Here is a 23859-nt window from a genome sequence, read left to right as displayed (position 1 = left end):
CGCGAGCGTGGCCGCTGGCCGCGCGTGTTCCTGTCCAGCCTATGCGTCGTGTTTGACAATGCGGCAGCCCCGGATTGGCGGATTGATTTATTCCGCGCCATTGAAGCTGCACCGAATTGCCGTTTTCAGATGCTAACCAAGCGCGTGGGGAACGTGTTCCAAATGATCCCACCAGCTTGGGCAAATGGCGGCTGGCCTTCGCATGTCGGCCTGATGATCACAGTCGTCAATCAGGAGGAAGCAAACCGGGACATACCGAAGCTGCTGGACCTCAAGGCGCGGCTTGGTATTCCTTGGGTCGGGTTGAGTATCGAGCCGATGCTAGGGCCGATTCAGCTAGGGTTGATCAGTATCGGCAGGGGGAACTATCCCAGCCGCCGGGTAGTGTCAGACACGATTGAGCCTTTGAACGGCAAAAAGGTTATCGGCACGGCGACCGGATACGACTTTCAGCCATACCCCAAAATCGATTGGGTGATCTGCGGCGGCGAAAGCGGACCAAAAGCCCGCCCGATGCACCCGGATTGGGCGCGCTCCCTGCGCGATCAGTGCTGGGAGGCGGAAACGCCCTTTCTGTTCAAGCAATGGGGGGAATGGACCGACAACGAAACAATGGGGATCGATGGCAACGAACAGCTGAGAGCGCTCTATAAAATCCAGAGCGGGGAAACAGACAAAATCCACACATTTGACGACAATGTGCAGATGTATCGCCTCGGCAAAAAAGTCGCTGGTCGGCTTCTGGATGGCGACGAACACAACGGGTTCCCGGAGGCGCTGACATGACCGACCACAGCGAACTGATTGAGCGGGTCAACCGGGGCGACATGATCAGCCCGGAGGTAATGCGCGACACGGTGCGCAAGCTGGCGGCGGATAATGAGCGGTTTCGAAAATTGCTAAACGGCAACGGGTGGTCCGACGAAGACTTGGACAAAGACGCAGAGATTGAGCGGCTGCGGGGGGCGCTGAAACCGTTTGATTGGGCTTTAATTTCAGCACGGGAGCGCTTGGGACGCATGCCGGACAAAAACGATGTTACCGCATTGGCGTTGCGTTTTGTTTCGCACGATCACCTAAAGGCCGCCCGCGCAGCATTGGAGGGTAAGAGCAATGACTGACGCACCGAAACACCTATGGCACGTGATCGACAGGCGCGGCAAAATCGCGAACTGCCCAGACGCGCACGTTAAGCCCTGCGCTGATGTTGCCGATGCTTATCGGCAATACACGCTGACCGCCGATGCAGACCAAGCCGAGCGCGACGCCTATGCACGGGGGGTGGCGGATGCGCGGAAGGTGAAGCCGTTGGATATGCCGGAGCGCCGCAACGGGTATTGGGGGCATAAAGATGGCTACCAAGTGGCGCACACGCACAAAGACACGTTCCGCGTCCGATTTCACGGGAGGGTGATTTGCAAAAACATCAAAGGCTTTTCTCGGGCGGTTGATTGGGCAAACACCCACAACGAACGCCGCATCGTCTCAGCCCTAACCGACCCAATGCAGACCCCGGTCGATCCGGGGCAGGAGTATGACAATGGATGATCTTTTGGGGACACTAGCCGTCGCAGCACTTTTCAACAAATTTGCCGCATGGGTTTTTGCAATAACACTGACCGTTCTGGCGATTGGATACGCTGGATACGCTTTCGGATTTAACGCAGCGCATGACGAAGGGCTGCAGCGTGGGTTCGTGGAATTTTGCAAGTCAGACGGAAGGCAGGTTTGGAAAGGAGAGTGCGACAATGGATAAGCTGAAACCGACGAGCGACGGGCCGATAAAGGTAACTTACACCAATTGGCGCGGGGTCACGTCTGTAAGGCGATTAATGCTTTCTGGCTCGATGCGTTTCGGGACATCAGAATGGCACCCTGAGCCGTGCTGGCTAATCAGAGGTTTTGATGTGGACCACGACGCAAAGATTTGGAAGGAATACGATCTTTCCAAAATGAGCTTTCACCGCGCCACCCCAACCGTGCAAGAGGCGGCTAAGGTGTTGTTGGACACCCCCGGCGCTTTGGATGAATTGGCGAAATCTGTAGTGTTTCTGGACCACCTTACAGCATACCAGAAGCTGCGGGTGGGGCTGCTCTACACAATCGACCCGACTGGCGAAACCGTTCCGCCTGACATCAGCGCCCTACGCGCCTTAGCTCAGGAAGAGGGAATGATGTTTGCCATTAGCCGGAGATCATTTCTAAAAACCACATCGTGCGCCATAGGTGTTGCGGTCGTTGCCCCAGCAATTGAAGCCGCGCCGGTACTGAGTCAAGCCGCCAAGCCTCAAGTGCGACGTTGGTTTGCAGTCGGTCACAGTGACGAAATGGCATACCCATTTCGGGCGTCAAGTGCGCGGCAAGCTGCGGAGTATTATGCGCACGAACATGGATACACCAAGGGAGATGAGTGCCCAGAGTGCGGTGAATATTCGTGTAAAGATCACCTTACGCCCGACCAATGGGGCGAGCCGCAAGATTGCATTTTCGACAACATCAGCGCGCCCAAGTCGTGGGAAGGTTTGGAGAGCGAGCCGACAAATGTTCAATGGCTACGCGCCGGATTCTATGTGAGGTGTGAGAATCCTGACTGCCACTACAAAGCGGCATATTGGGAAACTCAAGAGTGCTATGAGCACGATGGGAAAGCCCTGTGCGAATGCTGCCTTGAGATAGCAAAGGCTAACCAATGACCAACACAACAGCACTCAAGGCCCTACTGGCGAAAGTCGAGGCGGGGGAGGTTGACCACAAGTCGAGCGTACCGACGTTCGCGGTTATGTTTGATAATTTCAGTACCGCAGAACTGAAGGTGTCAATCAACGCATACCGCGCTTACAACGGCTCCCTAGACGCGGCTAAAGCACTTCACGAGGCTGTACTGCCGGGGTGGGATTGGTGCATGACCGCCGACAAAGTTGATGTCTGGACCGGCAACATGATGGATGACGGTATAATGCGGCATGGTGAAGCTGGCACCACTGCCCGAGCATGGTTAATCGCCATTCTCAAGGCCCTGATAGCAGAGGGGGAAGGATAGATGACAGCGCAACTAATCGCAGTTGATGCAGGCGCGCTTGACGAACTGCTGTCCGAGGTAAAGGCCTTGCGCCTCGAGGTCAAAGCCGTCCGAATGACGCCGCAAAACGATTGGCTAACAATCCCACAGGCTGCCGCTCAGTTGGAAGTGTCTGAGGCCACGGTCCGCAGAAGGGCGGCGTCTGGCGAGATTGAGGCCAAGGGATCAGGCAAGATGCGACTTGTGCGGCTTTAGTCGAGCCGCCGAGCGATGTCCTCAGCCGTTTCCCGGTAGTAAGTATTCAGGAGAATTTTTAAATCTCTATGTCCGCTGATTTTCGCCAGAGTCATGACATCCACTTTGCGCGCCAACTTCGTCAGAGCCCAAGCGCGCGAGTCGTGAAACCGCAACCCGTCAACCAAGGCTTTACCGCGGATCTTGCGCCAAAGAGCATCTAAGTTCCCTGATGTAATGCCGAACACCGGCTCGATCTCAGGCAACGCTTGCAGCAACCGCACTGCCTCCGAGGTTAGCGGAACATCCCGCGCCGTACCGTTTTTCGTCATCGGCAGATGCGCCACCCGCTTTTCCATATCGATCCGTGACCAGGACAATCCGACAATTTCACCGGCACGCATGGCTGTTTCCCCGGCGAACAGAAACGCATGAAACGCCCTAGCAGTTGTCTTGGTCAAATCCTCACCAGCCACAAGGCGCAGTCGCTCTATTTCGTCTGGCGCTGGCAATCTAGTCCTAGGCGGCGGCGAGGTTGGCTTACGCACATCCGACATCGGGTTGATCGAAATGAGACGCCATTCCCGCCGGGCTTGTGTCAGGACTGCGCTTAGCAAACTCATTTCCCTCGCAACCGTGCCGGTAGAAACTTCACGCAACCGCTTGTCACGCCAATCCGCAAGATCCGTGGCGCTCAGGTCGCCCATGCGAATATTCGCGATCGGATCATTCCCGAAATTACCTAGCTTGATCGCCTCCCAGCGATGCCCGCGCTTCTTGGGGCTAACCTCGCGGGCGTAACGATCCAGAATGTCGCCAAACCGGGTCTTCGAAGCGACCCTGTCACCGTTCTTAATCTCATACTCCGCACGCGCTGCCCAATCCTTAGCTTCGCGCTGCGTCGGAAAAACCTTGCTTTTGCGAATCCCTCCGCGCGATACTTCCGCGCGCCACCCTGTTTTGAGTTTTCGAAATGATGCCATGCCGCCCCGCTGTTTACGCAACATGCGTAAAATATGCGTAACGAGTTGCACATTCTTGGCTATCAGGGCGAGTCACGCATTGCGGTTATCCACAACAAACCGTTGTTTTCCACTCATTTATGCGCATCTGTGTGCAAAACTGGGGATATACTGGTACCCGCGGCCGGACTCGAACCGGCACGGCCTATTAAGCCTGGAGATTTTAAGTTTTGATTCAGGGTACTTTTTACGACCTTTTACGCCTTATAGAGGTCCGCAAGTCCATATAAACACGACATAAAACTCTTATGCGCCTCAGATCGACCTGAGGCTACCTAATCAAAAACGGGCCCGAGTTCGGGCTAACCGTCAGATTGCATAGGAGAAACGCCTCATGGCAACCAAACTCACGCAAAGCGTGGTGGACAAAATCCGCCATGACCAGAAACCGGGGAAACAAATATATGATGCCGCCGTCAGTGGCCTTCGCATTGTTGTTGGCAAGAACAGTGCCAGCTATAAATTGGTCGGCCGGATCAATGACGGTACTGACCGCTATATCTCGCTTCTCATTGGTCGCACGGACGAGGTGTCGCTAAAATCAGCCCGAGAACGCGCTCACGAGCTGCGGACGATACTGCGTCGTGGCGAAGACCCGAGAGCACCCAAGGCTACGATACCGAACCTGAAGCAGGTCGCAGACGCTTACTTTGCAACACGCGGTCAGGAACTGAGCACCCGAACTCTGGCGTGGTGTAAAGCAAAGGTGGATGGCTCGCTTTCAACGTTGAAGAAAATCCCAGTGGATAGGATTGATCGTGCAACAGTACGTGCATTGCATGAAAAGCTGACCCGCAAAGCAGGACCATGCGGTGCCAACGGTGCAATGCGGGTTCTGAAGCTGCTGATCAACGACGCCGCAAGGACACACGATTTGCCTCCAAACCCGGTGACGCGAGGCGTTCGCATGAACCAAGAGAGGCCAAGAGATTGGGCAATTGGTCCAGATGATATGCCCCTGCTTTGGCAGCAGCTAGATGATTTGGAAGATCGGGTTCGTCGTGGATGTTGGCTTGTGATGCTGTTGACTGGCTTGCGTCGAGGTGACGCTCAAACAATGAAGTGGGAACATCTGGATCAAGACGGGGTTCTGTCGGTGCCGTCACCCAAAGGTGGTGAAGCCAAGGCGTTCAAAATGCCCCTGCCACGGTTACTAATCCAAGAATTGGGTGAAGTGCGTGACATAACACGGCCTCTGGAAAGCCCCTTCGCCTTTCCGTCAACGGGTGCAAAAAGCGGTCACATCGAAAATATGTCGCGAACAAAGGGCTTTCCGTATGCCCCTCACATGATGCGACACACGTACCGAACGCACGCGATGGAGGCCGGGGTGGATTTTCAGACGGTGACGCTGCTTTTGAACCACGCCAACCCACATGTGTCATTCAACTATGTGACTCGGGCGCATCTGTTAGGACATATGCGGGAAGCGCAGGAGGAAGTTTGTGCCAGGCTGGCGTCATTCAGGTAGCCGTTTTTCGTTTTTGACCTGCAACACTTTGATGATGTCCGCGCCAAGCTGTCGAGTGTTTTTGGCGCGAGAGTTGCTGTTCAGTAGGTCCACCCCAATCTCAGCGGCAATTTCCCTCAAGTGCGGTTTCGCCATTTGTTGGAGATTTCCGGAAATCAAAACCTGGATTGTTCCGTTTTCGAATTGCCGAACCAAATGATCACCCCATCTGGCTTCATCTGAAACTTGCAGATTGTCCAACGACTGCTTCGGCCTCGAACCTGCAGACGTTCCGAAAACATGCTTACCACTGTCTTTTCCATGTTTTTCGAGGAATTCGGCTGCTGAGCAATCAAGCAGCGTCTCGACCGAAACACCGTCCTCCTCATCCACATTAACCCTGAGAACCATGACACGATCAACTTGATCAAATGTGTTTGGGTTAAAGGAGACATGCACACTGGAAGTGACTGTTTTTACAGATATGCGTTCGTTATCAGCACTGATCACATCGTAACCTCGCTGATTGGTTTCCAGCGCCATCTGGCCGCGTGTGATCATCGCTGCGTACAACTCACCAATCCTGCCTGTCAGGTGGTTCAATTCAGCAGGTGCAACGCCCCATCCTAGCTCCTTTTCAAACCACGCCAACGCCTCAGCAAGTGACTGAATTACCTGAGTTTGTGAAAGTGACAAATCCTTCTTTTCCTTCGTTTAGGTTGTTTGTTTTATCACTTTCGGAAGGCTCTTCCGAATGCGAGCGTAGGAATGCGGATAATTCTTTTTCGGCAATTGCCTTAACACTGATAGCACTGTCTCCAGCCTTTTCAGTGATTTCCCCCTGTTGGACAGAAGCTCAAGTGTACTCTGATCTGCAGGCGGAACATTCAAGTGAGTATATATCAGACTTTCCGCTGTGTTGGATGCAACCAAATCGACTTCCATCGCCCACCGGAAACAATACACACCAACAGCGTCTAATATTTCCATTGCTCGTGAGTGGTTGGAATGAAACTTGTCCAGCAAATCCGCTTGGTCAGCGGGATCAGGCAGCATTGCACCCAGTAAGGAATCCCCTTTTAGTTCTTTCCGGTACTTAGGAAATCCACGTGGGTCTAAGCTCTTTTTTCTTTCGTCATTTAAGTATGGCATGAAATAGTCTTTATCCACGACGACAGAAAAACTCATACCCAATTCCCGAAGCAACTTGTAAGCATACGGCAAGGATTTAACGCCGCCGACACTGTACACGGAAACTGAAAACGCTGACTGGTCGATGCTTTCCTGAGAAAGGATGTATTTGATCACTTCACCGTCAATCGGACTCTCCACCAGAACAATATGACTGGCAAAAAAGAAGTCTGAATTTCGTTGCCTATGGAAAAGATAGTACCTTTCTCGATCAAAACCTTGGCCCGCCCAAAAGGCGCTTTTTATTTGGGTAGTTGTAACTTCAATTCCTCTGGTTGCAGATGACGTACGCCGGCATAAAACTACTTCCTCGTGATCCAGTTCATCTACCATCACCGTTGAGTGGGTCGTAAACAGAACCTGAAGAGGTAACTTTCGCAAGTTTTGGAGCAGTTCACGCTGAGCATGTGGATGAAGATTTTGCTCGGGTTCCTCAATGCCAAGAACGTAAGTGCTGCCCTGCAATTCGGCTAGGTAAGAATACAAGCCAAAGGCAGTCATGCTCTGGGTTCCACTGCCGCAATCTTCCAGATCAACGGTTGTATCACCCTCCGTCACGCGCAGCACCAAGTCTCGAAGAAGTAGTGAGTAGTTTGGGGCGGGGTCATATTCTAATGCAAAGGAAAACTTGCCGTTTAGAGGCGTAACATTGCGTATTTGCTTACTGAGCCCTTTGAAAGCTTGCCGCTGAATTGCCGCACTCAGCTCGGTCACCTTTGGGCTTATTGTGTCGCGTTTTTTCGTATGTTGCTCGAGCCACGCTTCCACAACGGACTTAAGCAGGCCCGCGTCACTCCAACCCGAGACCTCATGATCCCGTCTCATCGGCACATAAACATATCGAATATGCTCTGATAGCTTTTTGTGCATGTCGCTGGGTGCAGCAACCCAGTTCCCATTGTCACAGATTTGCCAAATGTCCGACTTTCGATACTTCAATCGAACACGAATTTCATCACCACCGTTGACATGTCGAGGAAGATTGCAGCCGTCTGGAACGTTAGCAAAATCAACTGTAATAACTGCCGTGGTCGTTTTTTGAAAAGCGTGACGACCTTCCACGAACGCACGTTTTTCTTCCGGAAAGTTGAAAAAGGCGTTGAGCGCTCTCAAGAGAGAAGACTTTCCCGCACTATTTTGCCCAACAAGTGCGGTTTCTTGGCTCAATTCAATTTCAGAAAACCTTACGGCACGAAATTTCTCAACTGTTAGCTTTGTGATCTTCATTAAAATGTTGCCTGAAGTGTTTTGCGGCACCCTTGGTTTTGCGGCCCCGTTAGAATGTCACGAACAACCTTAGAGAGATGTGAGGCGGTCGGCTAGCTGCAAACAAAGAATTGTTGGTCTGTTGCTAGCCTTCATGGAAGGTAGCTTGAGTAACAACGGGTTACATCAGATAGCAACGAGATCAAAATCAAAGCATGTCAATCAACCCAAGGGAACTAAGGCATGCAACAACAAGAGATTTTGGAACGCCTTGAGCGTATTGAAGCAGCTGTCAATGCGCCACCCAAAGAATACCTAAACATCAAGCAAGCTGCCGACTTCATTGGTGTCAGCCGCCAGACCTTGGATCTATGGCGTATGAATGCCGAAGGCCCTGCCGTGCATCGTGTCGGCACACGTGTCCTTTATTCTGTCGCCGATCTTCGAGCCTATATGGATGACCGACGACATGAGGCGCTGCAATGACTGGCTCAAAGAACAAGAATTCTCGCCTGCGTGAGCTGATCCGCAAATATGACGCTGATAACTGGTCTGGGAAAGCCGTGCCTGCGCACGACGCAGTACGAATTGAAATTGCTGTTCAGGCAGCAATTGCGGGTTCTCGATTTGGAATTTTCCAACGTGATTTGACCGCAGGCTGCGCTGAGATTGATTGGCCGCATGACCATCCCATGACCTTGTGGACAGTGGCACTTTACGCCGGCGTATTTCCTGTCTGCGAGATGCCACGCGAAATACGCCGTACCGATGGTCTCATTCACTTTGCGGAGCCATCAGTCGCATTAGAGCATTCAAAACTCGACTTATTTTGGAGTGATCGTGATTTAGTTTGCCTCGCGCTAAAGCGATTGGAAACCTCATATTTACCAACGGGACCCCAAGGTCAGCGCTCGGGTCTACGACCTTACCAAGGTTGGTGAGGTCAATCGGCATGCCCCTAACAACCAGTTAAGCCAGCGCACGCACACCCGATTCGTTGATATCCCCGCACTATGCCCCCCTGATATCCTGCCACTAAGTGATCGCAGGTCGCCTGTTTGCCAGCGTTGGACATCCCAACGTCCCTCGTTGGCATACGAGGCAAACAAACTGCGGCACTGTTTGAACGTAACAAGCGGGTCGCAAGACCACCATCAAACGACCCGCTCAATCAGGAACACAAGGAGCATATACCATGTCCTGTCACAATGAAGATAACGCACCACCCTGCCCAACCACACCATCGTTGTGTGATCTACTCACCCCAGCCCAAACAGCCCGTTTGACGGGCCATCCAGCAACCGTTCTGGCTGTCTATCGAAGCCGCCGCAATACGGGCCAATCATCTGATGCCGGGCCTGATTTCATCAAGCATGGCACCGCCGTCTTCTATGCCAGAACAGCCGTCCAAGCCTATATTGCGGGGAGAGGTTGATATGGATGACCAAGTAAACCCGGGCCAAATGGCCGTGCTTTCTAGTGCTGAATACACCCTGATCGCTCTTTATCCATGGGATGCTAAAACTAAGTGCCCGCGCACTGGCAAACTGCGCATTCGGGGGAAATCGCCGATCCACACTGATTGGACAACACGCCCCTATCGTAATTCTGACGCATTGGACCATGCTGCAAACGGCGGCAATGTTGGCGTGCGCCTCACAACAAGTGATCTTGTGGTGGATGTTGACCCAAGGAATATTGACGGTGGGCAAAAGGGAATATTGCCTGCATTGAAAACCATTGGCCTCGAACCAGATCATTTTCCAACCGTGCTGACTGGTGGGGGTGGCTTGCATCTCTACATGACCAAACCATCTCATCTTTCCGTTGTTGACGGGTTGCCTGACTTTCTAGGGATTGAGTTCAAAACCTTCGGTCGGCAAGTCGTTGCCCCAGGTTCATTGCATCCGTCTGGCAAGCCATATTCATGGTCTTCGGTGCCAGATGATTTGTGGCTGGGTGCACCCACGGCACCCGAAAAACTTCTGCGGCTGATCCGCAGGCCAAAACGAGCTGTTGCCCTGTCAGGCCAAGGCATTGGGGAACATCCGCCAGAAGAAATCGTAACCATCCTAGCCATGCTGGACCCCGAAGATTTTCGGGATCATGACAAATGGCTGCAACTGATGATGGCATGTCACCACGCAAGCGCAGGTGATGCCAAAGAGGAATTTGTTGAATGGTGTACAGCCGATCCGCTCTATTCAACCGATGGACCTGAGATTGCCTATCGGTGGGATAGTTTGCGCCGTCACGGCATCGGGCTTGGTACACTTTACATGTTCATGCGTGAAGCTGGGGCTGCTCATCTGATTGATCGACGCCCGCACTATGATTTCCCAGATGACCTTTCAAATCTGGAGGCGGCACAATGAGTTTGGACAATCGAGACATCCTGCAAAGTATTGCACCTAGCCATCTCGCAGCCGAGGCCATTTCAGGATCAGCATTGGTCAAGGCCATGGGCATGTGGCTGGAATATGCCTCCGAGGAAAACAGATACCGGGAACTTGATAACGATGAGTTGAAAGGAATGATTTGGTCAGCACTCGAAGGTCAAACATATATTCACAAAGGAAAGGATGGCCCAGAGGAAAAGCCGCTCCACCTGAACACAAAAATGTCGGCTGATATTCGTGAGGCGATGATCCACCTGACTTTGCAAAGAGGTGTCGAAGAACTGCCTTTCTGGCGAGAAAAACGTGTTGATGATCCCGATCCTAGCAACCTTCTGCCTGTATCAAATGGCTTGCTGGATTGGCGTTCTGGTCGGTTGATAGAAGCCACGCCACGTTTCGTTTCAACTGATTGCTCTGATGTCGCCTATGATCCGAATGCTGAAACGTTCATGTGGGATATGTTTCTGGATGAGATTTTTGATGGTGATCTGGAACAAATCAATCTGCTGCATGAAGTCATGGGCTGCATCCTGACTGGGCAGAATAAGTTTCAAAAGATATTCCAGCTTTTTGGCCCACCCAGATCAGGCAAAGGCACCATCAACCTGATGCTAACAAGGATTTTGGGGATGCGTTCTGTGGCCTCACCACGTATCAAACAGATAGCAGATGGCGGCTTTGGCTTGCAGTCTTTGATTGGCAAAAAAGCAGCTATTGTGGGGGATGCTCGGCTTGAACGGGGCCGCAAAACGTCTGCCTTGACCGAACTTTTGTTGTCCACATCTGGCGGTGATCTTCAAACCGTCCAGCGGAAATTCAAAGATGATTTCGTTGGATATTTACCCGTTCAATGGATGCTAATGTCAAATGAACCCATCCTCATGCATGACCTGACTGGAACAATTGCCACCAGGATGGTGTTGATGGAAACAAGGCGTTCATTTCTGGGGCGTGAAGATAATGCTTTGTTTGAACGTGACCTCTTGCCAGAAGCTGCTGGCGTTTTAAACCTTTGCCTTAGGGCTGCAAAGCGCCTGTCAAAACGTGGGAAATTCCTTGTTCCATCTTCCATTGAAGGACGCCAAGCAGAGATACTGCGTGAAGCTTCAACTGTCACAGCTTTTGCATCGGAATGCTTGATTGGAGACCCCGCAGCAACCACGCCCAAGTCAGACGTTTACGATGCTTACATGCGTTACTGTCAGGGTCATGGCCGTCCCAATTTCGCGGACCAAAACATTTTCTGGCGTGATTTGCGGAACTCTGGAAAGTTCCGAGACAACATGGAAAAGCGTGTTCGTGTTGATGGTCAAAGGGTCCAATCAGTCGAAGGCTTGCGTGTCCAGCTTGATGAGGCCGCTTTGCCATATGACCCTGCCGACGACTTCCTTGATTGACAAAATAGCTGCTCAAGGGCGGTCAAGGTTATTTGCCGAAATGTGCACCGAAAATCCAAAGCGGTCAGGCATGAATGCTAGCCGGTCGGGGGTCGGTCAGGGGTGGATGGCTCTACCCCTGACCGCCTAAGCGCTTATTTCGGAAACTCTTTTTGATCCTTTTGTTAAGGGGGTCAGGGTGGTCAGGGTTATTTCTCAGTTATCGTATAAGGATAAAAAACCAAAAGCCGTATATATATAATGTATGTAAATTAACCCCGACCGGCCTGACCGGCCTGACCCCCTAAAGTCGTTATTTTGGTGTGTTTTTCGGCGGCAGGCAGGGGGTATCTGGATCATATGGCCAAACGCCCACTGTGCATGTGCCCAAAGCGGCTGCACTCAACGCTGGTTTCCCAAAGTTCAATTCCACGACACTCTGGCATCACAATCAATATCATCAATCAAGCAATCAGCTACCTAGCGTCTAACGGCCATTGAGAGAAACGACATGTATGGACGACAACTCAGCGGGCCCAAGAAAATAGGCAATCGGCGTGTTGAGCCCACCACGGTCGAAACCAAGCGGGAATTTCTGGCAGCACTGGCTCAAACTGGCAATGTCAAACTTTCCTGCAAGCGTGCAGGCATAAGTCGAAGTGCTGCATACCACTGGCGTCTGACGGACCCCGAAGTGGCCTCAGCGTGGGACCTCGCATTACATGCTAGTTTGGATGGTCTGCGGGAAGAGGTCGTTGAAACGGCACGTACAATGAGCTTGGGGCGTTGGATTGAAGTGCTTGACGAGAATGGTCAGCCCGTTCTGGACGACAATTTTGAAAAGGTCATGCAATATGACGTTTCTCATGTTGATGCTCGTGTCTTGATCAAGCTCCTGGATAAAGCCCTGCCTTCTGCTGATGGGGCAGCCACAACATCAATCACGGTGCAAAACGATACGCATGTTCATACTGCACCTAAGCCGATGCCAAAGCTTGTCAGGCCTTCGATGACGGCCGACGTGGTTGATGCTGAACTCGTATCCGAAATTGACGAGGACACAATAAATGTCTGATTGGCCCGAAGTCCAAACCTGCTATGTCCTGCCAAGTGGTGTGGCGACGCTTCCCTTTGAAGGTGGAGCGATTACCTGTCGAGTAACGCTGGGCCACATCAATGCACCTGACACTGGCTTGCTGGAAGAAATGCAATCCAAGGCAGAACCAGTGCCTTGGCGGGATACACAAACACGCGATGAGGCCATTGTGGCAATCGAAGCCAGAAATGACCTTGGCGAAGACATGCGAGCAAAATTGCTCAACCATATCCGTCAAACGCCCTGGTATGAGTGATTGCTAATCCAATGGCTCTCATTGAACTGAAATAACCCTTCCTAATCAACTTCTTGGGATGCGCTCAGCTCTGGGCCCGAACACAGGCCCAATCGGCTTTCTGGCTTACGCAATAGCGTCAGCACGGCATAGTTCTTGCGTATGTTGCAAAGGCGAGAGGTTCCGAAATGGCTGCATTGTCACCGCGCCCACAGCCCCCGCTCCCTGCCATTCGTTACAAGGATACTCAAGCCAAAGCAGAGGCATTGGTTTCTGAAGCTCTGGGTGAATATACCCCAAAGGCAGGTCTTACCATGCGGGCGAATGCGGTCAGGCTGCTGGTCTCAATGTGGTATTGTCACGGTTCAACCAAATTCCCTCGGGGATGGGTGATGCCAGCAATGCAGGCTTTCCTTGATCTGGGTTTGGATTGCCCCAACGCGAGGGTTTGGCGATCCTATCGTTCTGACATTCAGGACAACCCAGGCCAATTCCTGACAACGAATGGCGCCCCTGTTGATCTCATCCGTCAGATGGAACTGGACCTCATGGGACGTAACTAAGCCAGCATTTCGCGCCTGAATGTCAAACGCTGGTCCCCCACAACTCACCGACGCGACAATCTGCTGTCATGCCGAGGTTGTTTATCTCCTTTTCTAATCTCGACAAACGGATGGCTGTGGCGCTTCGGCGGTTTCGCCCACAGCCATCCGTCCCCCGACTAAACCGAGGATATGTTGATGAAAGACAAGAATGACATTGGAACCCGGCTGTCAGAGCTTCAGGTTGAACGAGAACGCTTGATGGGCGAACTTGAAAACGCCCGCATCGAGGCCCGCGACGCCTTGATTGCCGGCCAGAAACCCGCAGGAACAGCCACAGCTCTGGCAGAACGGATTTCCATCGTAGATGATGCAATCGCCGAGTTGGAAGATCAAACGCGCAGCATTGCTGAAAGAACAGAACGAAACAACCGGCGTCGCCGCGCCGAAGCGGCACTCGACGCCACATCCAAACGCACCAAACTGGCGGCATCCGTTGATGAGGCACTCATTGCTTTGGCCTCCAACTGGAACGCTTATGCTGAAGCCCTGCGTAAAGATGTCGGCCAAGTATCAGGTGCGGGCGGCGACTTGACGGCTGTTGAACGCGCCCTGACCAACAACCGCTCTGCTGAGCCATTGATCAAAGCACTTATTGCGGCAGGCGGTGTTAGCTTTGCTCGGTCTATGGGCATAGATACCCCGATCCGTGAACGTCATGCTTCAACTTTGGCGGATGCCGAAGGGCGTGTGGTTGAAAGCCTGCGGGTTGAATTGCTCCGCATAAAAGCATCGTCCCCCCAACCAAACATGTCCCGTGAGGCCAAAGCTGAACTGGATCAAATGGAGGCAAACCTATGAGCGCCGAAGGACAACGCCATGCTGACGAATTGGCCAAACTAGAGCAGCGCAAGAAAGACTTGGAAGACGCTCTGATGCGGTTGGCCCGTGATGAAGTCGAAGCCCAGGAAGTTGCTGAATTGGCCCAAGAGGTTAAGCAGCTTGAACAACAAGTGGAAACCGCTCGTGCGGCCGCAAATATGGAGAAGACCATGACTATCCCAAACGACGTTAAGAAAGCAGCAGCCAAAAACCGAGAAACAGCAGAAGCCGAACTCGACACGCTGGCAAAGTCTGTTCAGCAGGACGGCGAGACCTTCGAGAAAGCCTATAGTCGGGCACTTGAAACAGACATTGGCAAAGCACTCATACAGGCCCGAGATGATGCACAGGAACTGGAACGCGGTGGCATCACATCGATGGATGTGGCTGAAGCCCACAAAAAACTGGAGGATGGCTGATAGGCCATCCACAATCCAAATCTCCTGAAATCTACAACGGAAATGGGCCCATTTTGGGCCTGAAGCCCCATCGGCAAGGCCAACGTATTGTTTCCAAACCATTTTCCCACTTAGATCAGGTGATTACCAATCCTATATCCCTCGATCTGGCGTCAGGAAATAGAACCTCGCACTTCTAACATGACGGGGCCACCTCAGACCTCGCCGCCCACAATTTACTTCAACCCCGAAGCCATTCGTCGTGATTCAAACAAGATTTCCCCATTCGCGAACTGCCCGCAGCGCGACATTCTAGTCTTGCAAATGAGGAGACGGACCATGACCGCAATCTATCCAACCAGCCTTTTCCCGGGCGACTATTGGGACGAGGCCAACAGCAAGAATGAGGCCTTTGAGCTTTGTGCAAAGGACCTCGATGCAGCCCTGAAGACTGCACGTCTGGAACTAGAGGCAGATGGTTTTGACGGCTTCGTTTTGGGGGCTGTGGCGTTCGATCAATTCGACAGCGGCAATATCTTCCATGCTGGCGCGCATTTCACCGTCGAGGTCACCAGTGGCATCAGCCAACCACAGATTGACGCCATTTTCGCATGAACTCCAAAAAGGACACAGGATATGACAGCTTCTAAAACACACGGTGACAAGGCAACCGATAACGCCAAGGCAGCATCTACCGAAAGCACCGACACACAGCCGAAACAGACGGTTGGCACGCTCGTAGCCGAACTCTTAAACGATACAGCGCTCAGCTATGCCGAGATTGTTGCTCTGGTAAAATCAGATTTCCCCGAAGCCAAAACCACAACCCGGTCTGTGGCCTCAATCGCCAGTATGTTACGACGCAAGGGGCAAGATATTCCCAGTCGCCGAAAAGCGGTCAAGGCTAAGAAATAGCCTTTAGCAGTTCCATCACGCTCTCCCCCATTCCTGCAAGCGTATGATTGCGATAGCGGGTATACTTGTCGTTTGAGCCCTCCAGCCTGCTTGGCGCGAGCGCGAACTTATTTGGCCTATTCGTCGCAACATCGGAGATATCCCGCAACGGGATTACCCAACTGACCACAATTGCCAAAGTCTCAGGATCAATCACAACGCAGACAACAGCACCAACCTGGCCTTCTGAATGAGTGGTCTTCTGAACATCAAACTGAACGGTCCTCACCTGTTTGTCCACCTGTAGGAACCAGGATTTCACCTGGACTGGCAGCGCTGCGCCCGTCACCTTGTCCAACACCACCAAATCAACCCCATGGTCATCCGACAGTGGCTCAAACGGTGAAAGTCTACCTGCGGACTGAGCCATAAGGGCCGTTGCCACGTGCAACTCAGCAATTTTCCCGCGCTGGGTTGTCGTCAATTTTTCCTGAAAATTCATGTTTAACATCCTTTTTTGGGATAATCCCAAAATCGAATTACCGCTCATCACACAACTGGTCAATGGAATGTGTGATTGTCAAAGAGCATCTATAATGAAGAGTACAGGAAGCTCATCGACGCTTTGAAAGCCGCTCGCCTAGAAGCAGGCCTGACACAACAACAGGTTGCAGATGCGTTGGGCCGCCCACAGTCGTTCGTCGCAAAGGTGGAAGGCTATGAGCGCCGACTAGATGTGATTGAGTTCGTAAAGCTCTGCCGAATCTTGGAAAAAGAGCCCGCGAAAACCTTAATCGACTTAGGGTTGGATGGGCTTTGATATTGCAGCACACAACTTTTAGGGGCAAGCTGGGCCAAGTATTTTGTTGAATCCATTCCGTTACGAGAAGAAAAAAACATGCCAGATATTGAGGTTCAAGTACAGCCCGACCACATTGAGCGAATTTCAAAAACCAGCCCAATACGTGCGTTGTCTGAGCTAATCTGGAACGCCTATGATGCAGACGCAACGAAAGTAAACGTAACGTTCGAAGACGGTGTTTTAACCAGCATCGAGACTATTAGTATTTCGGACAATGGAACTGGAATTGACCCAGAACAGGCTGAGGCAATGTTCGGTGGATTGGGTGCTTCTTGGAAAAAACGTAAGCGTAAAACCGACGGCGGCCGTTTCGTGCATGGTGAAAAAGGCCAAGGTCGCTTCAAGGCCTTTTCTCTGGGCAAAGAAGTTACCTGGCTTTCAGATTTCAAAAATCATCACTTCTCCATTCATGGAAACATATCTGACCCAAAACATTTCCCTATGTCGGAGATATCACCTGCAACTCGGAAAGGCTGCATTGTCGAGATCACCGATATCCAAAAGGATTTCGAAATTCGCGCCAGCCACGGCGCGACTGTTAAAATAACAGACATCTTTGCGCTTCAGCTATTCGAAGACCCTTCATTTGAGATCGAATATGACGGTCACAAAATCGATGCCCGCGAAGCTATCAGGGGAGTCGAAGAAAAAGAAATTCAGATCACCTCTGAAAACGGCGCCGTGATCGAGGCAAAACTAGAAATCGTCGAGTGGAACAAGCGAATAGATCGAAAGCTTATGCTTTGCTTACCAGGTCGTTTTAGCCTCCATGAAATGCCAGCAGGTATTCAAGCAAGAGGATTTTGGTTCACGGCGTATCTGACATCCGAATATTTCCAAACTTTAGTTGATGACAATACTGAAGGGTTGGTCGAACTAGACGTAGTGGCGAACCAACTGCTGGAAGAAACAAAGGTCAAACTTCGTGAGCATTTCAGGGAAAAAGAGTCCGTACGATCAAGGTCAAAAATCGAAGAATGGAAAAAGGCTGAAATCTACCCCTACGAGGGAGACACCGAAAGCCCCATTGAACGCAACGAGAGACAGGTGTTTGACGTTGTTGCTTTGAATTTGGCCGATTACAGCAGTGATTTTGAGAAAACTCCGCCTAAATCGCAAAAGCTGATCCTCCAACTGGTAAAAGCAGCCGTTGAAGCTGGCCCAAGCGCACTTCCTGACTTACTAAATCATGTCATAGACCTCCCAAAAGACAAACAGGAGGACTTGGCAAATCTACTCAAGCGAACAACCCTAACGGCAGTCATTAATGCCGCACGATCGGTGTCAGACCGCTTGGACTTTCTGAAAGCTCTCCAAATCCTCATTTTTGATGCAGCTTCAAAACGGCAACTTCTCGAACGATCCCAGCTACATCGAGTCATTGCCGAACACACTTGGCTATTTGGTGAACAATTCAATCTAACCAATGATGATGAAGACTTATCGTCAGTCCTTAGATCGCATTTGAAACTCTTAGGCCCTGACCGCGAAGAACTTGCACCAGACGAACCTGTTCTCGACGCTGACGGTAAAACTAGGATTGTAGACCTCATGCTATCGCAACGACTTCCAACTTCTACCGATGACGAACGGAAGCACCTAGTCATAGAGCTCAAGCGGCCTTCGCAGCCGATAAATGAAGACGTCGTCAACCAGATTAAAAAATACGCAAAAGCGGTAGCGTTGGATGACCGGTTCAAAAACTCCTCAGTGGAATGGGATTTTCTTGCGGTATCAAACAGCTTCACACGTGATGCGGAGTTGGAGGCAAAACAGACCGGGAAACCCAGAGGTCTGGTACTTGAGCTTGACGAGCCCAAAATCCGAGTTTGGGCCAAAACGTGGGGTCAGATTATCGACGAATCTCAAGGTCGGCTTACATTCTTTAAACGGGGTTTGGAGTATGAGGCTAATGACGAGCATGCCCTTAGCTACCTAAGCAATATTAGCGACGAGTATCTCAGCGATGAGGTGCGTCAGAAAATCTCCGAATTAGCCGCTGAGTAAACCTCACAACAAATTGATAACTATAGGGAAATTTGGTGCGGGCGGTGGGACTCGAACCCACACGGGCATACGCCCAACAGATTTTAAGTCTGGTATGTCTACCATTCCATCACGCCCGCATCTGGCGTTGTTCTTCAATTTTCAATTCCGGGCCTATATCGGGCCTAGAAACGGACTTCTCTTCGCAACGCCTTGTTTCGTATGCGTTTTACCGCACAGACTCAAGGATTTTAAGTCTCCTGTGTCTACCATTCCACCACGCGGGCCAGTGCGCGCGACAATAGCTTGGCCGTCGTCGGTGTAAAGACCCAGAAAGGTTAAAGTTCTTGTCCCGGCAGCGGTTTGAGCAAGTATCGTTCTGTCAGCCATGGGTTCAGCTCAAGCGCATCGCGCAGGGCCTTTTGCCCCTCAACCTCGCGCCCCAAGGCCAACAATGTCAGCGCCCTGCCCGACAAAGCCCCAAGATGCTTGGGATTTATGTCAAGCGCGCGCTCAAGATCCGGCAAAGTTGCTTCATAATCTTGGCGCAGGTAATTCACAAATCCCCGCTGATTATACCCTTCGGCGTAAAACGGGCAGTAGCCAATCAAGGCATCAAACCGATCAATTGCGCGCAGAAAATCCCATGCTGCGCGGGCTTTCATCCCCTCATCCAGAATCTCTTGGCTGGCTTCGTCCGGGGCGTCCGCCCAATATTGCCACATCTGATTTGAGACAAGGCGAGCCTGCATTTCACCGTCGACCTCAAGGAGCTGATCATACAACCCCTGAAGCGGTTCGGAGTGATCGGGCGCAGTTGGGCAGCCATCCGCCAAAGCGGGCCCTGCCCAGGTCAATGCCCCAACCATCGTCCCGGCCATCGTCAAAGCCATAGTCCAAGTCGTGCCAGCCCTAAAAAGCGCCGCGCACGTCGAAAGTAATCTAGCGCGTTTCATGGGTCTATGGTGACGCGATGACGGCTATTTTCAAGTCACTTCTGCGAGACCGTCTTCCTTGACCGCTTCCATTGCCACATAGGTTGAGGTCGCCGACATCCCCGGCAGGGTCGAAATTTTCTCGGCCAACACCCGGCGATACGAGCGCATATCAGCCGTGCGTACCTTAAGAAGATAGTCGAAATTGCCAGCAATCAGATGCACTTGTTCGATTTCCGGCACAGCGGCAGCGGCTTGGTTGAACTTGGCCAACGCAGCCTCAGACGTCGAGGTCATTTTGACCTCAACAAAGGCCACGTGGTCAAGGCCGAGCTGGATCGGATCGAGAATGGCGCGATACCCGCGAATGGCTCCGTCGCGCTCAAGACGGCGCAGGCGCGCTTGGGTGGGTGATTTTGACAACCCAATCCGCCGCGCAAGGTCGGCAATCGAAATGCGCCCTTCCTCGGCCAGAGTGGTCAGAATCGCGCGATCAAAGCGATCGAGGTCTATATGATCCATTTGAACTGTACCTTTGCATAATTTAGGTCCAATCGCCTTCGATATCGCTCCATAACAGTCCTTTCACCGAAAATAAATAGGATATACGGGAAATATAGAAGCCCTTGATGGATCAAGGACCAACCCGGAGGATTCAATGCCCATATCCAAACTGCGTAGCCGCGTTGATGACCTGACATATGCAACCGAATCCGAGATGATGGCGCATTTGCGTGATCAGGCCGATCTGAGCGCGGAAGACCGCAAAGCGATTAGCGCCAAGGCGGCGCAGTTGGTGCGTGACATCCGCTCATCGTCCAAACCCGGAATGATGGAAGTTTTCCTTGCGGAATATGGTCTGTCCACCGACGAGGGCATTGCGTTGATGTGTCTGGCCGAGGCGCTGTTGCGCGTTCCTGATGCCACAACAATCGACGCGCTGATCGAAGACAAAATCGCTCCGTCAAATTGGGGCAAACATATGGGTGCGTCGACCTCGCCCTTGGTGAATGCGTCCACCTGGGCCTTGATGCTCACGGGGAAGGTGTTGAACGACGACGCCCCCGGCCCTGTTGGCCATCTGCGCGGCGCAATCAAGCGTTTGGGCGAGCCAGTCATCCGCACTGCGGTTGCCCGCGCGATGAAAGAAATGGGCGCTCAGTTTGTTTTGGGCGAAACCATCCAATCGGCGATGAAACGCGGCACTGGGATGGAAGATCAGGGCTATACCTATAGCTATGATATGCTGGGTGAAGCGGCACGAACAGAGGCCGATGCACGGCGCTATCACTTGTCTTATTCCCGCGCGATTTCAGCCATTGCCGACGGGGCCAAGAGCGATGACATTCGCGAAAACCCCGGCATCTCTGTCAAATTGTCGGCCCTTTTTGCGCGCTATGACGACATGCACCGCGACGCAGTCATGCAAAACCTCGTGCCGCGTCTGCGCTCGCTTGCCGGATTGGCGCGTTCGGCAGGGATCGGCTTGAACATTGATGCCGAAGAAGCGGACCGCTTGTCGATCTCGCTGGATGTGATCGAAGCGGTGCTGAGCGATCCGTCCCTGGCCGGTTGGGATGGATTTGGCGTCGTGGTGCAGGCCTATGGGCCACGCGCCAGCGCGGTCATTGACTACCTGCATGCGTTGGCTGAACAGCATGATCGCCGGATTATGGTCCGGCTGGTCAAAGGGGCCTATTGGGACAGCGAAATCAAGCTGGCGCAGGTTGGTGGTCTGGAGGGGTTTCCAGTTTTCACAACGAAAACAAACACCGACATCTCGTATATTGCCAATGCCCGCAAGTTGCTGAACATGACCGACCGGATATATCCGCAATTCGCCACACATAACGCCCATACCGTTTCGGCGATCTTGCAAATGGCACAGCCCGGTCAGGCGTTTGAGTTCCAGCGCCTGCATGGCATGGGCGAAACGCTGCACGATTTGGTCAAAGCACAAAACAAGACCCGTTGTCGGATCTATGCGCCGGTTGGCGCGCATCGCGATTTGCTGGCCTATTTGGTCCGGCGCTTGTTGGAAAACGGCGCGAACTCATCCTTTGTGAACCAAATTGTTGACGAAGACGTCGCGCCCGAGCTGGTCGCTGCCGATCCGTTTGATGCCGAGGCAGGCGCTGCAATCACCACTGGCCCGGATCTGTTCCAGCCTGAGCGCGCCAATTCCAAGGGCTTTGATCTGCGCCACCGCCCGACGCTTGAAAAGATCGAAGACGCACGGCAACCGTTTCATGCTGCGCAATGGCATGGGGCACCGCTTGTGGCCCAATCTGCGCCGACAGGCGCGGTCAACCCCGTGTTGAACCCGGCCAATCCGGCGGAAAGCGTTGGCGAAATCACTTGGGCGACGCCTGAGACCGTGGCCATTGCCGCACAGGCGGCAGCACCATGGAAGGCCGCGCCGCAAGAACGCGCCGCGATCTTGAACCGCGCGGCCGATCTCTATGAGCAAAACTATGGCGAATTGTTTGCGCTGTTACACCGCGAGGCGGGTAAAACCATGCTCGACGTGGTCGCAGAACTGCGCGAAGCCGTTGATTTCTTGCGCTACTACGCCGTTCGCGCCGATGGCCCACCTGCGCGCGGCACCTTTGCCTGCATTTCACCGTGGAACTTCCCCTTGGCGATTTTCACCGGTCAGATTTCGGCGGCATTGGCAGCCGGTAACGCCGTTTTGGCCAAGCCGGCAGAACAGACCGGATTGATCGCCTATCGCGCGGTTCAATTGCTGCACGAAGCCGGAGTGCCAACCACCGCGCTTCAGCTTTTGCCCGGTGCCGGAGATGTGGGGGCCGCTTTGACCAGCCAGCCCCAAGTCGCCGGAGTGGCCTTTACCGGCTCAACCGACACGGCGCAGATCATCCATAAATCGGTGGCCAGACATCTGGCTCCGGGCACACCGTTGATTGCCGAAACCGGCGGGCTGAATGCCATGATCGTCGACAGCACGGCGCTACCGGAACAGGCGGTTCAAGCCATTGTCGAATCCGCCTTTCAATCGGCGGGTCAACGGTGCTCGGCGCTGCGCTGCTTGTATGTCCAGGAAGACATCGCCGAGGATTTCCTTGAGATGCTCACCGGAGCGATGGACGCTCTTGTCCCAGCCACACCGTGGGAGCTGCGGTCCGACCTTGGCCCAGTGATCGATCAAGAGGCGCGTGCTGGCATCATGACCCATATCGATACGGCCCGGCGCGAGGGTCGTGAGATCAAGCGCTGTGCCGTGCCACAGACCGGGTTTTACGTGCCCCCCACTTTGATCCGCGTGAACAGCATCGCCGATCTGGAACGGGAAATTTTTGGGCCGGTTTTGCATGTCGCGACCTTCAAGGCGGATGGAATTGATGCGGTGATCGACGCGATCAATGCCACCGGGTACGGGCTGACATTTGGTCTGATGACCCGGATTGATGATCGGGTTCAACATGTGACCGAACGAGTGCACGCCGGGAACATCTATGTCAACCGCAACCAGATTGGCGCGATTGTTGGGAGCCAACCCTTTGGAGGAGAAGGGCTTTCTGGAACAGGCCCCAAAGCAGGCGGGCCGTTTTATGTCGGGCGTTTCAGCCAGAAAACAGCCCCCATGGCGGGCACCGATTGGGCCAGTCATGACAGCGCCACGCGCCTTCAATCCGCGCTAGATGCGTCACGCATGACAACCCCAGAGCCCAAGCTGCAAGAGCTTCCCGGCCCGACCGGAGAGGCCAACCAACATAGCCATGACGCACGTCCACCGGTGCTGTGCCTTGGCCCCGGCGCACAGGCGGCGGCCAGTCAGGCACAGGCCGTTCGTGGCCTTGGCGGACTGGCGATTGAGGCACATGGCAGCGTTCCCGCTGAGGCCCTGAGCGAGTTGAGCGGCTTTTCAGGCGCGCTTTGGTGGGGTGATGAAGAGGCAGGCCGCGCCTATCGCGGGGCCCTCGCCGCGCGCAGCGGTGCCATCACGCCGCTGATCACCGACACGCCCGATACCGCGCATGTTCGGGCCGAACGGCATGTCTGCATCGACACGACTGCTGCCGGTGGCAATGCCGCTTTGCTGGCTGGCAACGCATGATCCAAATCCAACGGGCGGTGCATTTCACATCGCCCGTTGGTTCACGCTTGACGC

Annotated in this window: 29 protein-coding genes and 1 tRNA gene; 23 read left to right on the top strand and 7 right to left on the bottom strand. The window is 53.0% G+C overall.

Going from position 1 to position 23859, the window contains the following annotated elements; genetic code table 11:
• The 7 genes from ACRBB0_RS05155 to ACRBB0_RS05125 all read left to right on the top strand — a co-directional run.
• Window positions 1–786: DUF5131 family protein (locus ACRBB0_RS05155; RefSeq protein ID WP_431373339.1), on the top strand; the 786-nt coding region annotated here is incomplete at its 5' end.
• A complete protein-coding gene (locus ACRBB0_RS05150) occupies window positions 783–1121 on the top strand; it encodes a hypothetical protein (RefSeq protein ID WP_431373338.1) in 339 nt (112 codons plus the stop codon). The genes ACRBB0_RS05155 and ACRBB0_RS05150, both read left to right, overlap by 4 nt.
• Window positions 1114–1548 carry a hypothetical protein gene (locus ACRBB0_RS05145; protein ID WP_431373337.1) on the top strand — a complete coding sequence of 145 codons (435 nt, stop codon included), beginning with the start codon at window positions 1114–1116 and terminating at the stop codon, window positions 1546–1548. Before ACRBB0_RS05150 ends, ACRBB0_RS05145 begins: the two co-directional genes overlap by 8 nt.
• On the top strand, window positions 1541–1756 hold the full coding sequence (locus ACRBB0_RS05140; protein WP_431373336.1) for a hypothetical protein: 216 nt from the start codon (window positions 1541–1543) through the stop codon (window positions 1754–1756). Before ACRBB0_RS05145 ends, ACRBB0_RS05140 begins: the two co-directional genes overlap by 8 nt.
• Window positions 1749–2693: a twin-arginine translocation signal domain-containing protein gene (locus ACRBB0_RS05135; RefSeq protein WP_431373335.1), complete on the top strand. Its 945-nt coding sequence runs from the start codon at window positions 1749–1751 to the stop codon at window positions 2691–2693. The genes ACRBB0_RS05140 and ACRBB0_RS05135 overlap by 8 nt, the downstream gene beginning before the upstream one ends.
• Window positions 2690–3040 (top strand): hypothetical protein, encoded by a 351-nt coding sequence (locus ACRBB0_RS05130; protein ID WP_431373334.1) that lies wholly within the window; start codon window positions 2690–2692, stop codon window positions 3038–3040. The genes ACRBB0_RS05135 and ACRBB0_RS05130 overlap by 4 nt, the downstream gene beginning before the upstream one ends.
• On the top strand, window positions 3041–3274 hold the full coding sequence (locus ACRBB0_RS05125) for a helix-turn-helix domain-containing protein (RefSeq protein ID WP_431373333.1): 234 nt from the start codon (window positions 3041–3043) through the stop codon (window positions 3272–3274).
• Here the strand turns inward: ACRBB0_RS05125 and ACRBB0_RS05120 are convergent.
• Window positions 3271–4236, bottom strand: coding sequence for a tyrosine-type recombinase/integrase (locus tag ACRBB0_RS05120; RefSeq protein WP_431373332.1), 966 nt, complete (start codon window positions 4234–4236; stop codon window positions 3271–3273). The genes ACRBB0_RS05125 and ACRBB0_RS05120 overlap by 4 nt on opposite strands.
• A gap of 373 nt (window positions 4237–4609) precedes the next feature.
• Here ACRBB0_RS05120 and ACRBB0_RS05115 point away from each other — a divergent pair, with 373 nt between their 5' ends.
• Window positions 4610–5746: a tyrosine-type recombinase/integrase gene (locus ACRBB0_RS05115; RefSeq protein WP_431373331.1), complete on the top strand. Its 1137-nt coding sequence runs from the start codon at window positions 4610–4612 to the stop codon at window positions 5744–5746.
• Here ACRBB0_RS05115 and ACRBB0_RS05110 read toward each other — a convergent pair.
• Window positions 5735–6421, bottom strand: a complete 687-nt coding sequence (locus ACRBB0_RS05110; RefSeq protein WP_431373330.1) for a DUF6998 domain-containing protein — start codon at window positions 6419–6421, stop codon at window positions 5735–5737. The two genes, ACRBB0_RS05115 and ACRBB0_RS05110, sit on opposite strands and share 12 nt — an antisense overlap.
• An 18-nt stretch (window positions 6422–6439) precedes the next feature.
• Window positions 6440–8143 (bottom strand): ATP-dependent nuclease, encoded by a 1704-nt coding sequence (locus tag ACRBB0_RS05105; protein WP_431373329.1) that lies wholly within the window; start codon window positions 8141–8143, stop codon window positions 6440–6442.
• A gap of 222 nt (window positions 8144–8365) precedes the next feature.
• Between ACRBB0_RS05105 and ACRBB0_RS05100 the strand changes: the two genes are divergently transcribed.
• The 12 genes from ACRBB0_RS05100 to ACRBB0_RS05045 all read left to right on the top strand — a co-directional run bounded on the left by ACRBB0_RS05100 (window position 8366) and on the right by ACRBB0_RS05045 (window position 15965).
• Complete coding sequence (locus ACRBB0_RS05100) at window positions 8366–8608, top strand: helix-turn-helix transcriptional regulator (RefSeq protein WP_431373328.1); 243 nt, start codon at window positions 8366–8368, stop codon at window positions 8606–8608.
• The gene (locus ACRBB0_RS05095) at window positions 8605–9063 is read left to right on the top strand and encodes a hypothetical protein (protein WP_431373327.1); all 459 of its coding nucleotides are present in this window, start codon (window positions 8605–8607) and stop codon (window positions 9061–9063) included. Before ACRBB0_RS05100 ends, ACRBB0_RS05095 begins: the two co-directional genes overlap by 4 nt.
• Before the next feature lie 254 nt (window positions 9064–9317).
• Entirely contained in the window at window positions 9318–9557 is a 240-nt protein-coding gene (locus ACRBB0_RS05090; RefSeq protein ID WP_431373326.1) for a hypothetical protein, read from the top strand.
• A 1-nt stretch (window position 9558) separates the two neighbouring features.
• The gene (locus ACRBB0_RS05085; RefSeq protein ID WP_431373325.1) at window positions 9559–10497 is read left to right on the top strand and encodes a bifunctional DNA primase/polymerase; all 939 of its coding nucleotides are present in this window, start codon (window positions 9559–9561) and stop codon (window positions 10495–10497) included.
• Window positions 10494–11918 carry a DNA primase family protein gene (locus ACRBB0_RS05080; RefSeq protein WP_431373324.1) on the top strand — a complete coding sequence of 475 codons (1425 nt, stop codon included), beginning with the start codon at window positions 10494–10496 and terminating at the stop codon, window positions 11916–11918. The genes ACRBB0_RS05085 and ACRBB0_RS05080 overlap by 4 nt, the downstream gene beginning before the upstream one ends.
• 490 nt (window positions 11919–12408) lie before the next feature.
• On the top strand, window positions 12409–12972 hold the full coding sequence (locus tag ACRBB0_RS05075) for a hypothetical protein (RefSeq protein WP_431373323.1): 564 nt from the start codon (window positions 12409–12411) through the stop codon (window positions 12970–12972).
• Window positions 12965–13249: a hypothetical protein gene (locus tag ACRBB0_RS05070; RefSeq protein ID WP_431373322.1), complete on the top strand. Its 285-nt coding sequence runs from the start codon at window positions 12965–12967 to the stop codon at window positions 13247–13249. Before ACRBB0_RS05075 ends, ACRBB0_RS05070 begins: the two co-directional genes overlap by 8 nt.
• A gap of 167 nt (window positions 13250–13416) precedes the next feature.
• Window positions 13417–13791: a hypothetical protein gene (locus ACRBB0_RS05065; RefSeq protein WP_431373321.1), complete on the top strand. Its 375-nt coding sequence runs from the start codon at window positions 13417–13419 to the stop codon at window positions 13789–13791.
• A gap of 177 nt (window positions 13792–13968) precedes the next feature.
• On the top strand, window positions 13969–14631 hold the full coding sequence (locus ACRBB0_RS05060) for a hypothetical protein (protein ID WP_431373320.1): 663 nt from the start codon (window positions 13969–13971) through the stop codon (window positions 14629–14631).
• Complete coding sequence (locus ACRBB0_RS05055) at window positions 14628–15071, top strand: hypothetical protein (RefSeq protein ID WP_431373319.1); 444 nt, start codon at window positions 14628–14630, stop codon at window positions 15069–15071. Before ACRBB0_RS05060 ends, ACRBB0_RS05055 begins: the two co-directional genes overlap by 4 nt.
• Window positions 15072–15389: 318 nt before the next feature.
• Window positions 15390–15665: a hypothetical protein gene (locus ACRBB0_RS05050; protein WP_431373318.1), complete on the top strand. Its 276-nt coding sequence runs from the start codon at window positions 15390–15392 to the stop codon at window positions 15663–15665.
• A 21-nt stretch (window positions 15666–15686) separates the two neighbouring features.
• Window positions 15687–15965: a hypothetical protein gene (locus ACRBB0_RS05045; RefSeq protein WP_431373317.1), complete on the top strand. Its 279-nt coding sequence runs from the start codon at window positions 15687–15689 to the stop codon at window positions 15963–15965.
• Here ACRBB0_RS05045 and ACRBB0_RS05040 read toward each other — a convergent pair.
• Window positions 15955–16494 (bottom strand): hypothetical protein, encoded by a 540-nt coding sequence (locus ACRBB0_RS05040; RefSeq protein WP_431373316.1) that lies wholly within the window; start codon window positions 16492–16494, stop codon window positions 15955–15957. The two genes, ACRBB0_RS05045 and ACRBB0_RS05040, sit on opposite strands and share 11 nt — an antisense overlap.
• A 27-nt stretch (window positions 16495–16521) precedes the next feature.
• On the opposite strand from ACRBB0_RS05040, the gene ACRBB0_RS05035 reads away from it, so the two are divergent.
• The gene (locus ACRBB0_RS05035; protein ID WP_431373315.1) at window positions 16522–16764 is read left to right on the top strand and encodes a helix-turn-helix domain-containing protein; all 243 of its coding nucleotides are present in this window, start codon (window positions 16522–16524) and stop codon (window positions 16762–16764) included.
• 78 nt (window positions 16765–16842) lie between these two features.
• Window positions 16843–18813: an ATP-binding protein gene (locus ACRBB0_RS05030; RefSeq protein ID WP_431373314.1), complete on the top strand. Its 1971-nt coding sequence runs from the start codon at window positions 16843–16845 to the stop codon at window positions 18811–18813.
• A 33-nt stretch (window positions 18814–18846) separates the two neighbouring features.
• On the opposite strand, the gene ACRBB0_RS05025 is transcribed toward ACRBB0_RS05030, so the two are convergent.
• The 3 genes from ACRBB0_RS05025 to ACRBB0_RS05015 all read right to left on the bottom strand — a co-directional run bounded on the left by ACRBB0_RS05025 (window position 18847) and on the right by ACRBB0_RS05015 (window position 20249).
• A tRNA-Leu gene (locus tag ACRBB0_RS05025) sits at window positions 18847–18932 on the bottom strand.
• Between the two features lie 198 nt (window positions 18933–19130).
• Entirely contained in the window at window positions 19131–19685 is a 555-nt protein-coding gene (locus tag ACRBB0_RS05020) for a tetratricopeptide repeat protein (RefSeq protein ID WP_431373313.1), read from the bottom strand.
• Window positions 19686–19778: 93 nt separating this feature from the next.
• A complete protein-coding gene (locus ACRBB0_RS05015) occupies window positions 19779–20249 on the bottom strand; it encodes an Lrp/AsnC family transcriptional regulator (protein ID WP_431373312.1) in 471 nt (156 codons plus the stop codon).
• Between the two features lie 136 nt (window positions 20250–20385).
• Between ACRBB0_RS05015 and putA the strand changes: the two genes are divergently transcribed.
• Window positions 20386–23805 carry a bifunctional proline dehydrogenase/L-glutamate gamma-semialdehyde dehydrogenase PutA gene (putA, locus tag ACRBB0_RS05010; RefSeq protein WP_431373311.1) on the top strand — a complete coding sequence of 1140 codons (3420 nt, stop codon included), beginning with the start codon at window positions 20386–20388 and terminating at the stop codon, window positions 23803–23805.
• Window positions 23806–23859 lie beyond the last annotated feature (54 nt).

Source organism: Pelagimonas sp. (assembly GCF_050633425.1).
In the GTDB taxonomy this organism is placed as follows: domain Bacteria; phylum Pseudomonadota; class Alphaproteobacteria; order Rhodobacterales; family Rhodobacteraceae; genus Pelagimonas.
Note: the sequence above shows the minus strand (reverse complement) of the source record. Positions and strands in the feature narration are given on the sequence as shown.

What these genes read in the sequence shown, in the direction of transcription:
- ACRBB0_RS05055 (WP_431373319.1), top strand. Translation starts at nt 14,628, where the DNA reads ATGAGCGCCGAAGGACAACGCCATGCTGACGAATTGGCCAAACTAGAG.
- ACRBB0_RS05085 (WP_431373325.1), top strand. Translation starts at nt 9,559, where the DNA reads ATGGATGACCAAGTAAACCCGGGCCAAATGGCCGTGCTTTCTAGTGCT.
- ACRBB0_RS05115 (WP_431373331.1), top strand. Translation starts at nt 4,610, where the DNA reads ATGGCAACCAAACTCACGCAAAGCGTGGTGGACAAAATCCGCCATGAC.
- ACRBB0_RS05120 (WP_431373332.1), bottom strand. Translation starts at nt 4,236, where the DNA reads ATGGCATCATTTCGAAAACTCAAAACAGGGTGGCGCGCGGAAGTATCG.
- ACRBB0_RS05125 (WP_431373333.1), top strand. Translation starts at nt 3,041, where the DNA reads ATGACAGCGCAACTAATCGCAGTTGATGCAGGCGCGCTTGACGAACTG.
- ACRBB0_RS05080 (WP_431373324.1), top strand. Translation starts at nt 10,494, where the DNA reads ATGAGTTTGGACAATCGAGACATCCTGCAAAGTATTGCACCTAGCCAT.
- ACRBB0_RS05040 (WP_431373316.1), bottom strand. Translation starts at nt 16,494, where the DNA reads ATGAGCGGTAATTCGATTTTGGGATTATCCCAAAAAAGGATGTTAAAC.
- ACRBB0_RS05100 (WP_431373328.1), top strand. Translation starts at nt 8,366, where the DNA reads ATGCAACAACAAGAGATTTTGGAACGCCTTGAGCGTATTGAAGCAGCT.
- ACRBB0_RS05140 (WP_431373336.1), top strand. Translation starts at nt 1,541, where the DNA reads ATGGATGATCTTTTGGGGACACTAGCCGTCGCAGCACTTTTCAACAAA.
- ACRBB0_RS05050 (WP_431373318.1), top strand. Translation starts at nt 15,390, where the DNA reads ATGACCGCAATCTATCCAACCAGCCTTTTCCCGGGCGACTATTGGGAC.
- ACRBB0_RS05020 (WP_431373313.1), bottom strand. Translation starts at nt 19,685, where the DNA reads ATGGCTTTGACGATGGCCGGGACGATGGTTGGGGCATTGACCTGGGCA.
- ACRBB0_RS05015 (WP_431373312.1), bottom strand. Translation starts at nt 20,249, where the DNA reads ATGGATCATATAGACCTCGATCGCTTTGATCGCGCGATTCTGACCACT.
- ACRBB0_RS05070 (WP_431373322.1), top strand. Translation starts at nt 12,965, where the DNA reads ATGTCTGATTGGCCCGAAGTCCAAACCTGCTATGTCCTGCCAAGTGGT.
- ACRBB0_RS05075 (WP_431373323.1), top strand. Translation starts at nt 12,409, where the DNA reads ATGTATGGACGACAACTCAGCGGGCCCAAGAAAATAGGCAATCGGCGT.
- putA (WP_431373311.1), top strand. Translation starts at nt 20,386, where the DNA reads ATGCCCATATCCAAACTGCGTAGCCGCGTTGATGACCTGACATATGCA.
- ACRBB0_RS05130 (WP_431373334.1), top strand. Translation starts at nt 2,690, where the DNA reads ATGACCAACACAACAGCACTCAAGGCCCTACTGGCGAAAGTCGAGGCG.
- ACRBB0_RS05065 (WP_431373321.1), top strand. Translation starts at nt 13,417, where the DNA reads ATGGCTGCATTGTCACCGCGCCCACAGCCCCCGCTCCCTGCCATTCGT.
- ACRBB0_RS05135 (WP_431373335.1), top strand. Translation starts at nt 1,749, where the DNA reads ATGGATAAGCTGAAACCGACGAGCGACGGGCCGATAAAGGTAACTTAC.
- ACRBB0_RS05105 (WP_431373329.1), bottom strand. Translation starts at nt 8,143, where the DNA reads ATGAAGATCACAAAGCTAACAGTTGAGAAATTTCGTGCCGTAAGGTTT.
- ACRBB0_RS05045 (WP_431373317.1), top strand. Translation starts at nt 15,687, where the DNA reads ATGACAGCTTCTAAAACACACGGTGACAAGGCAACCGATAACGCCAAG.
- ACRBB0_RS05060 (WP_431373320.1), top strand. Translation starts at nt 13,969, where the DNA reads ATGAAAGACAAGAATGACATTGGAACCCGGCTGTCAGAGCTTCAGGTT.
- ACRBB0_RS05145 (WP_431373337.1), top strand. Translation starts at nt 1,114, where the DNA reads ATGACTGACGCACCGAAACACCTATGGCACGTGATCGACAGGCGCGGC.
- ACRBB0_RS05150 (WP_431373338.1), top strand. Translation starts at nt 783, where the DNA reads ATGACCGACCACAGCGAACTGATTGAGCGGGTCAACCGGGGCGACATG.
- ACRBB0_RS05095 (WP_431373327.1), top strand. Translation starts at nt 8,605, where the DNA reads ATGACTGGCTCAAAGAACAAGAATTCTCGCCTGCGTGAGCTGATCCGC.
- ACRBB0_RS05090 (WP_431373326.1), top strand. Translation starts at nt 9,318, where the DNA reads ATGTCCTGTCACAATGAAGATAACGCACCACCCTGCCCAACCACACCA.
- ACRBB0_RS05030 (WP_431373314.1), top strand. Translation starts at nt 16,843, where the DNA reads ATGCCAGATATTGAGGTTCAAGTACAGCCCGACCACATTGAGCGAATT.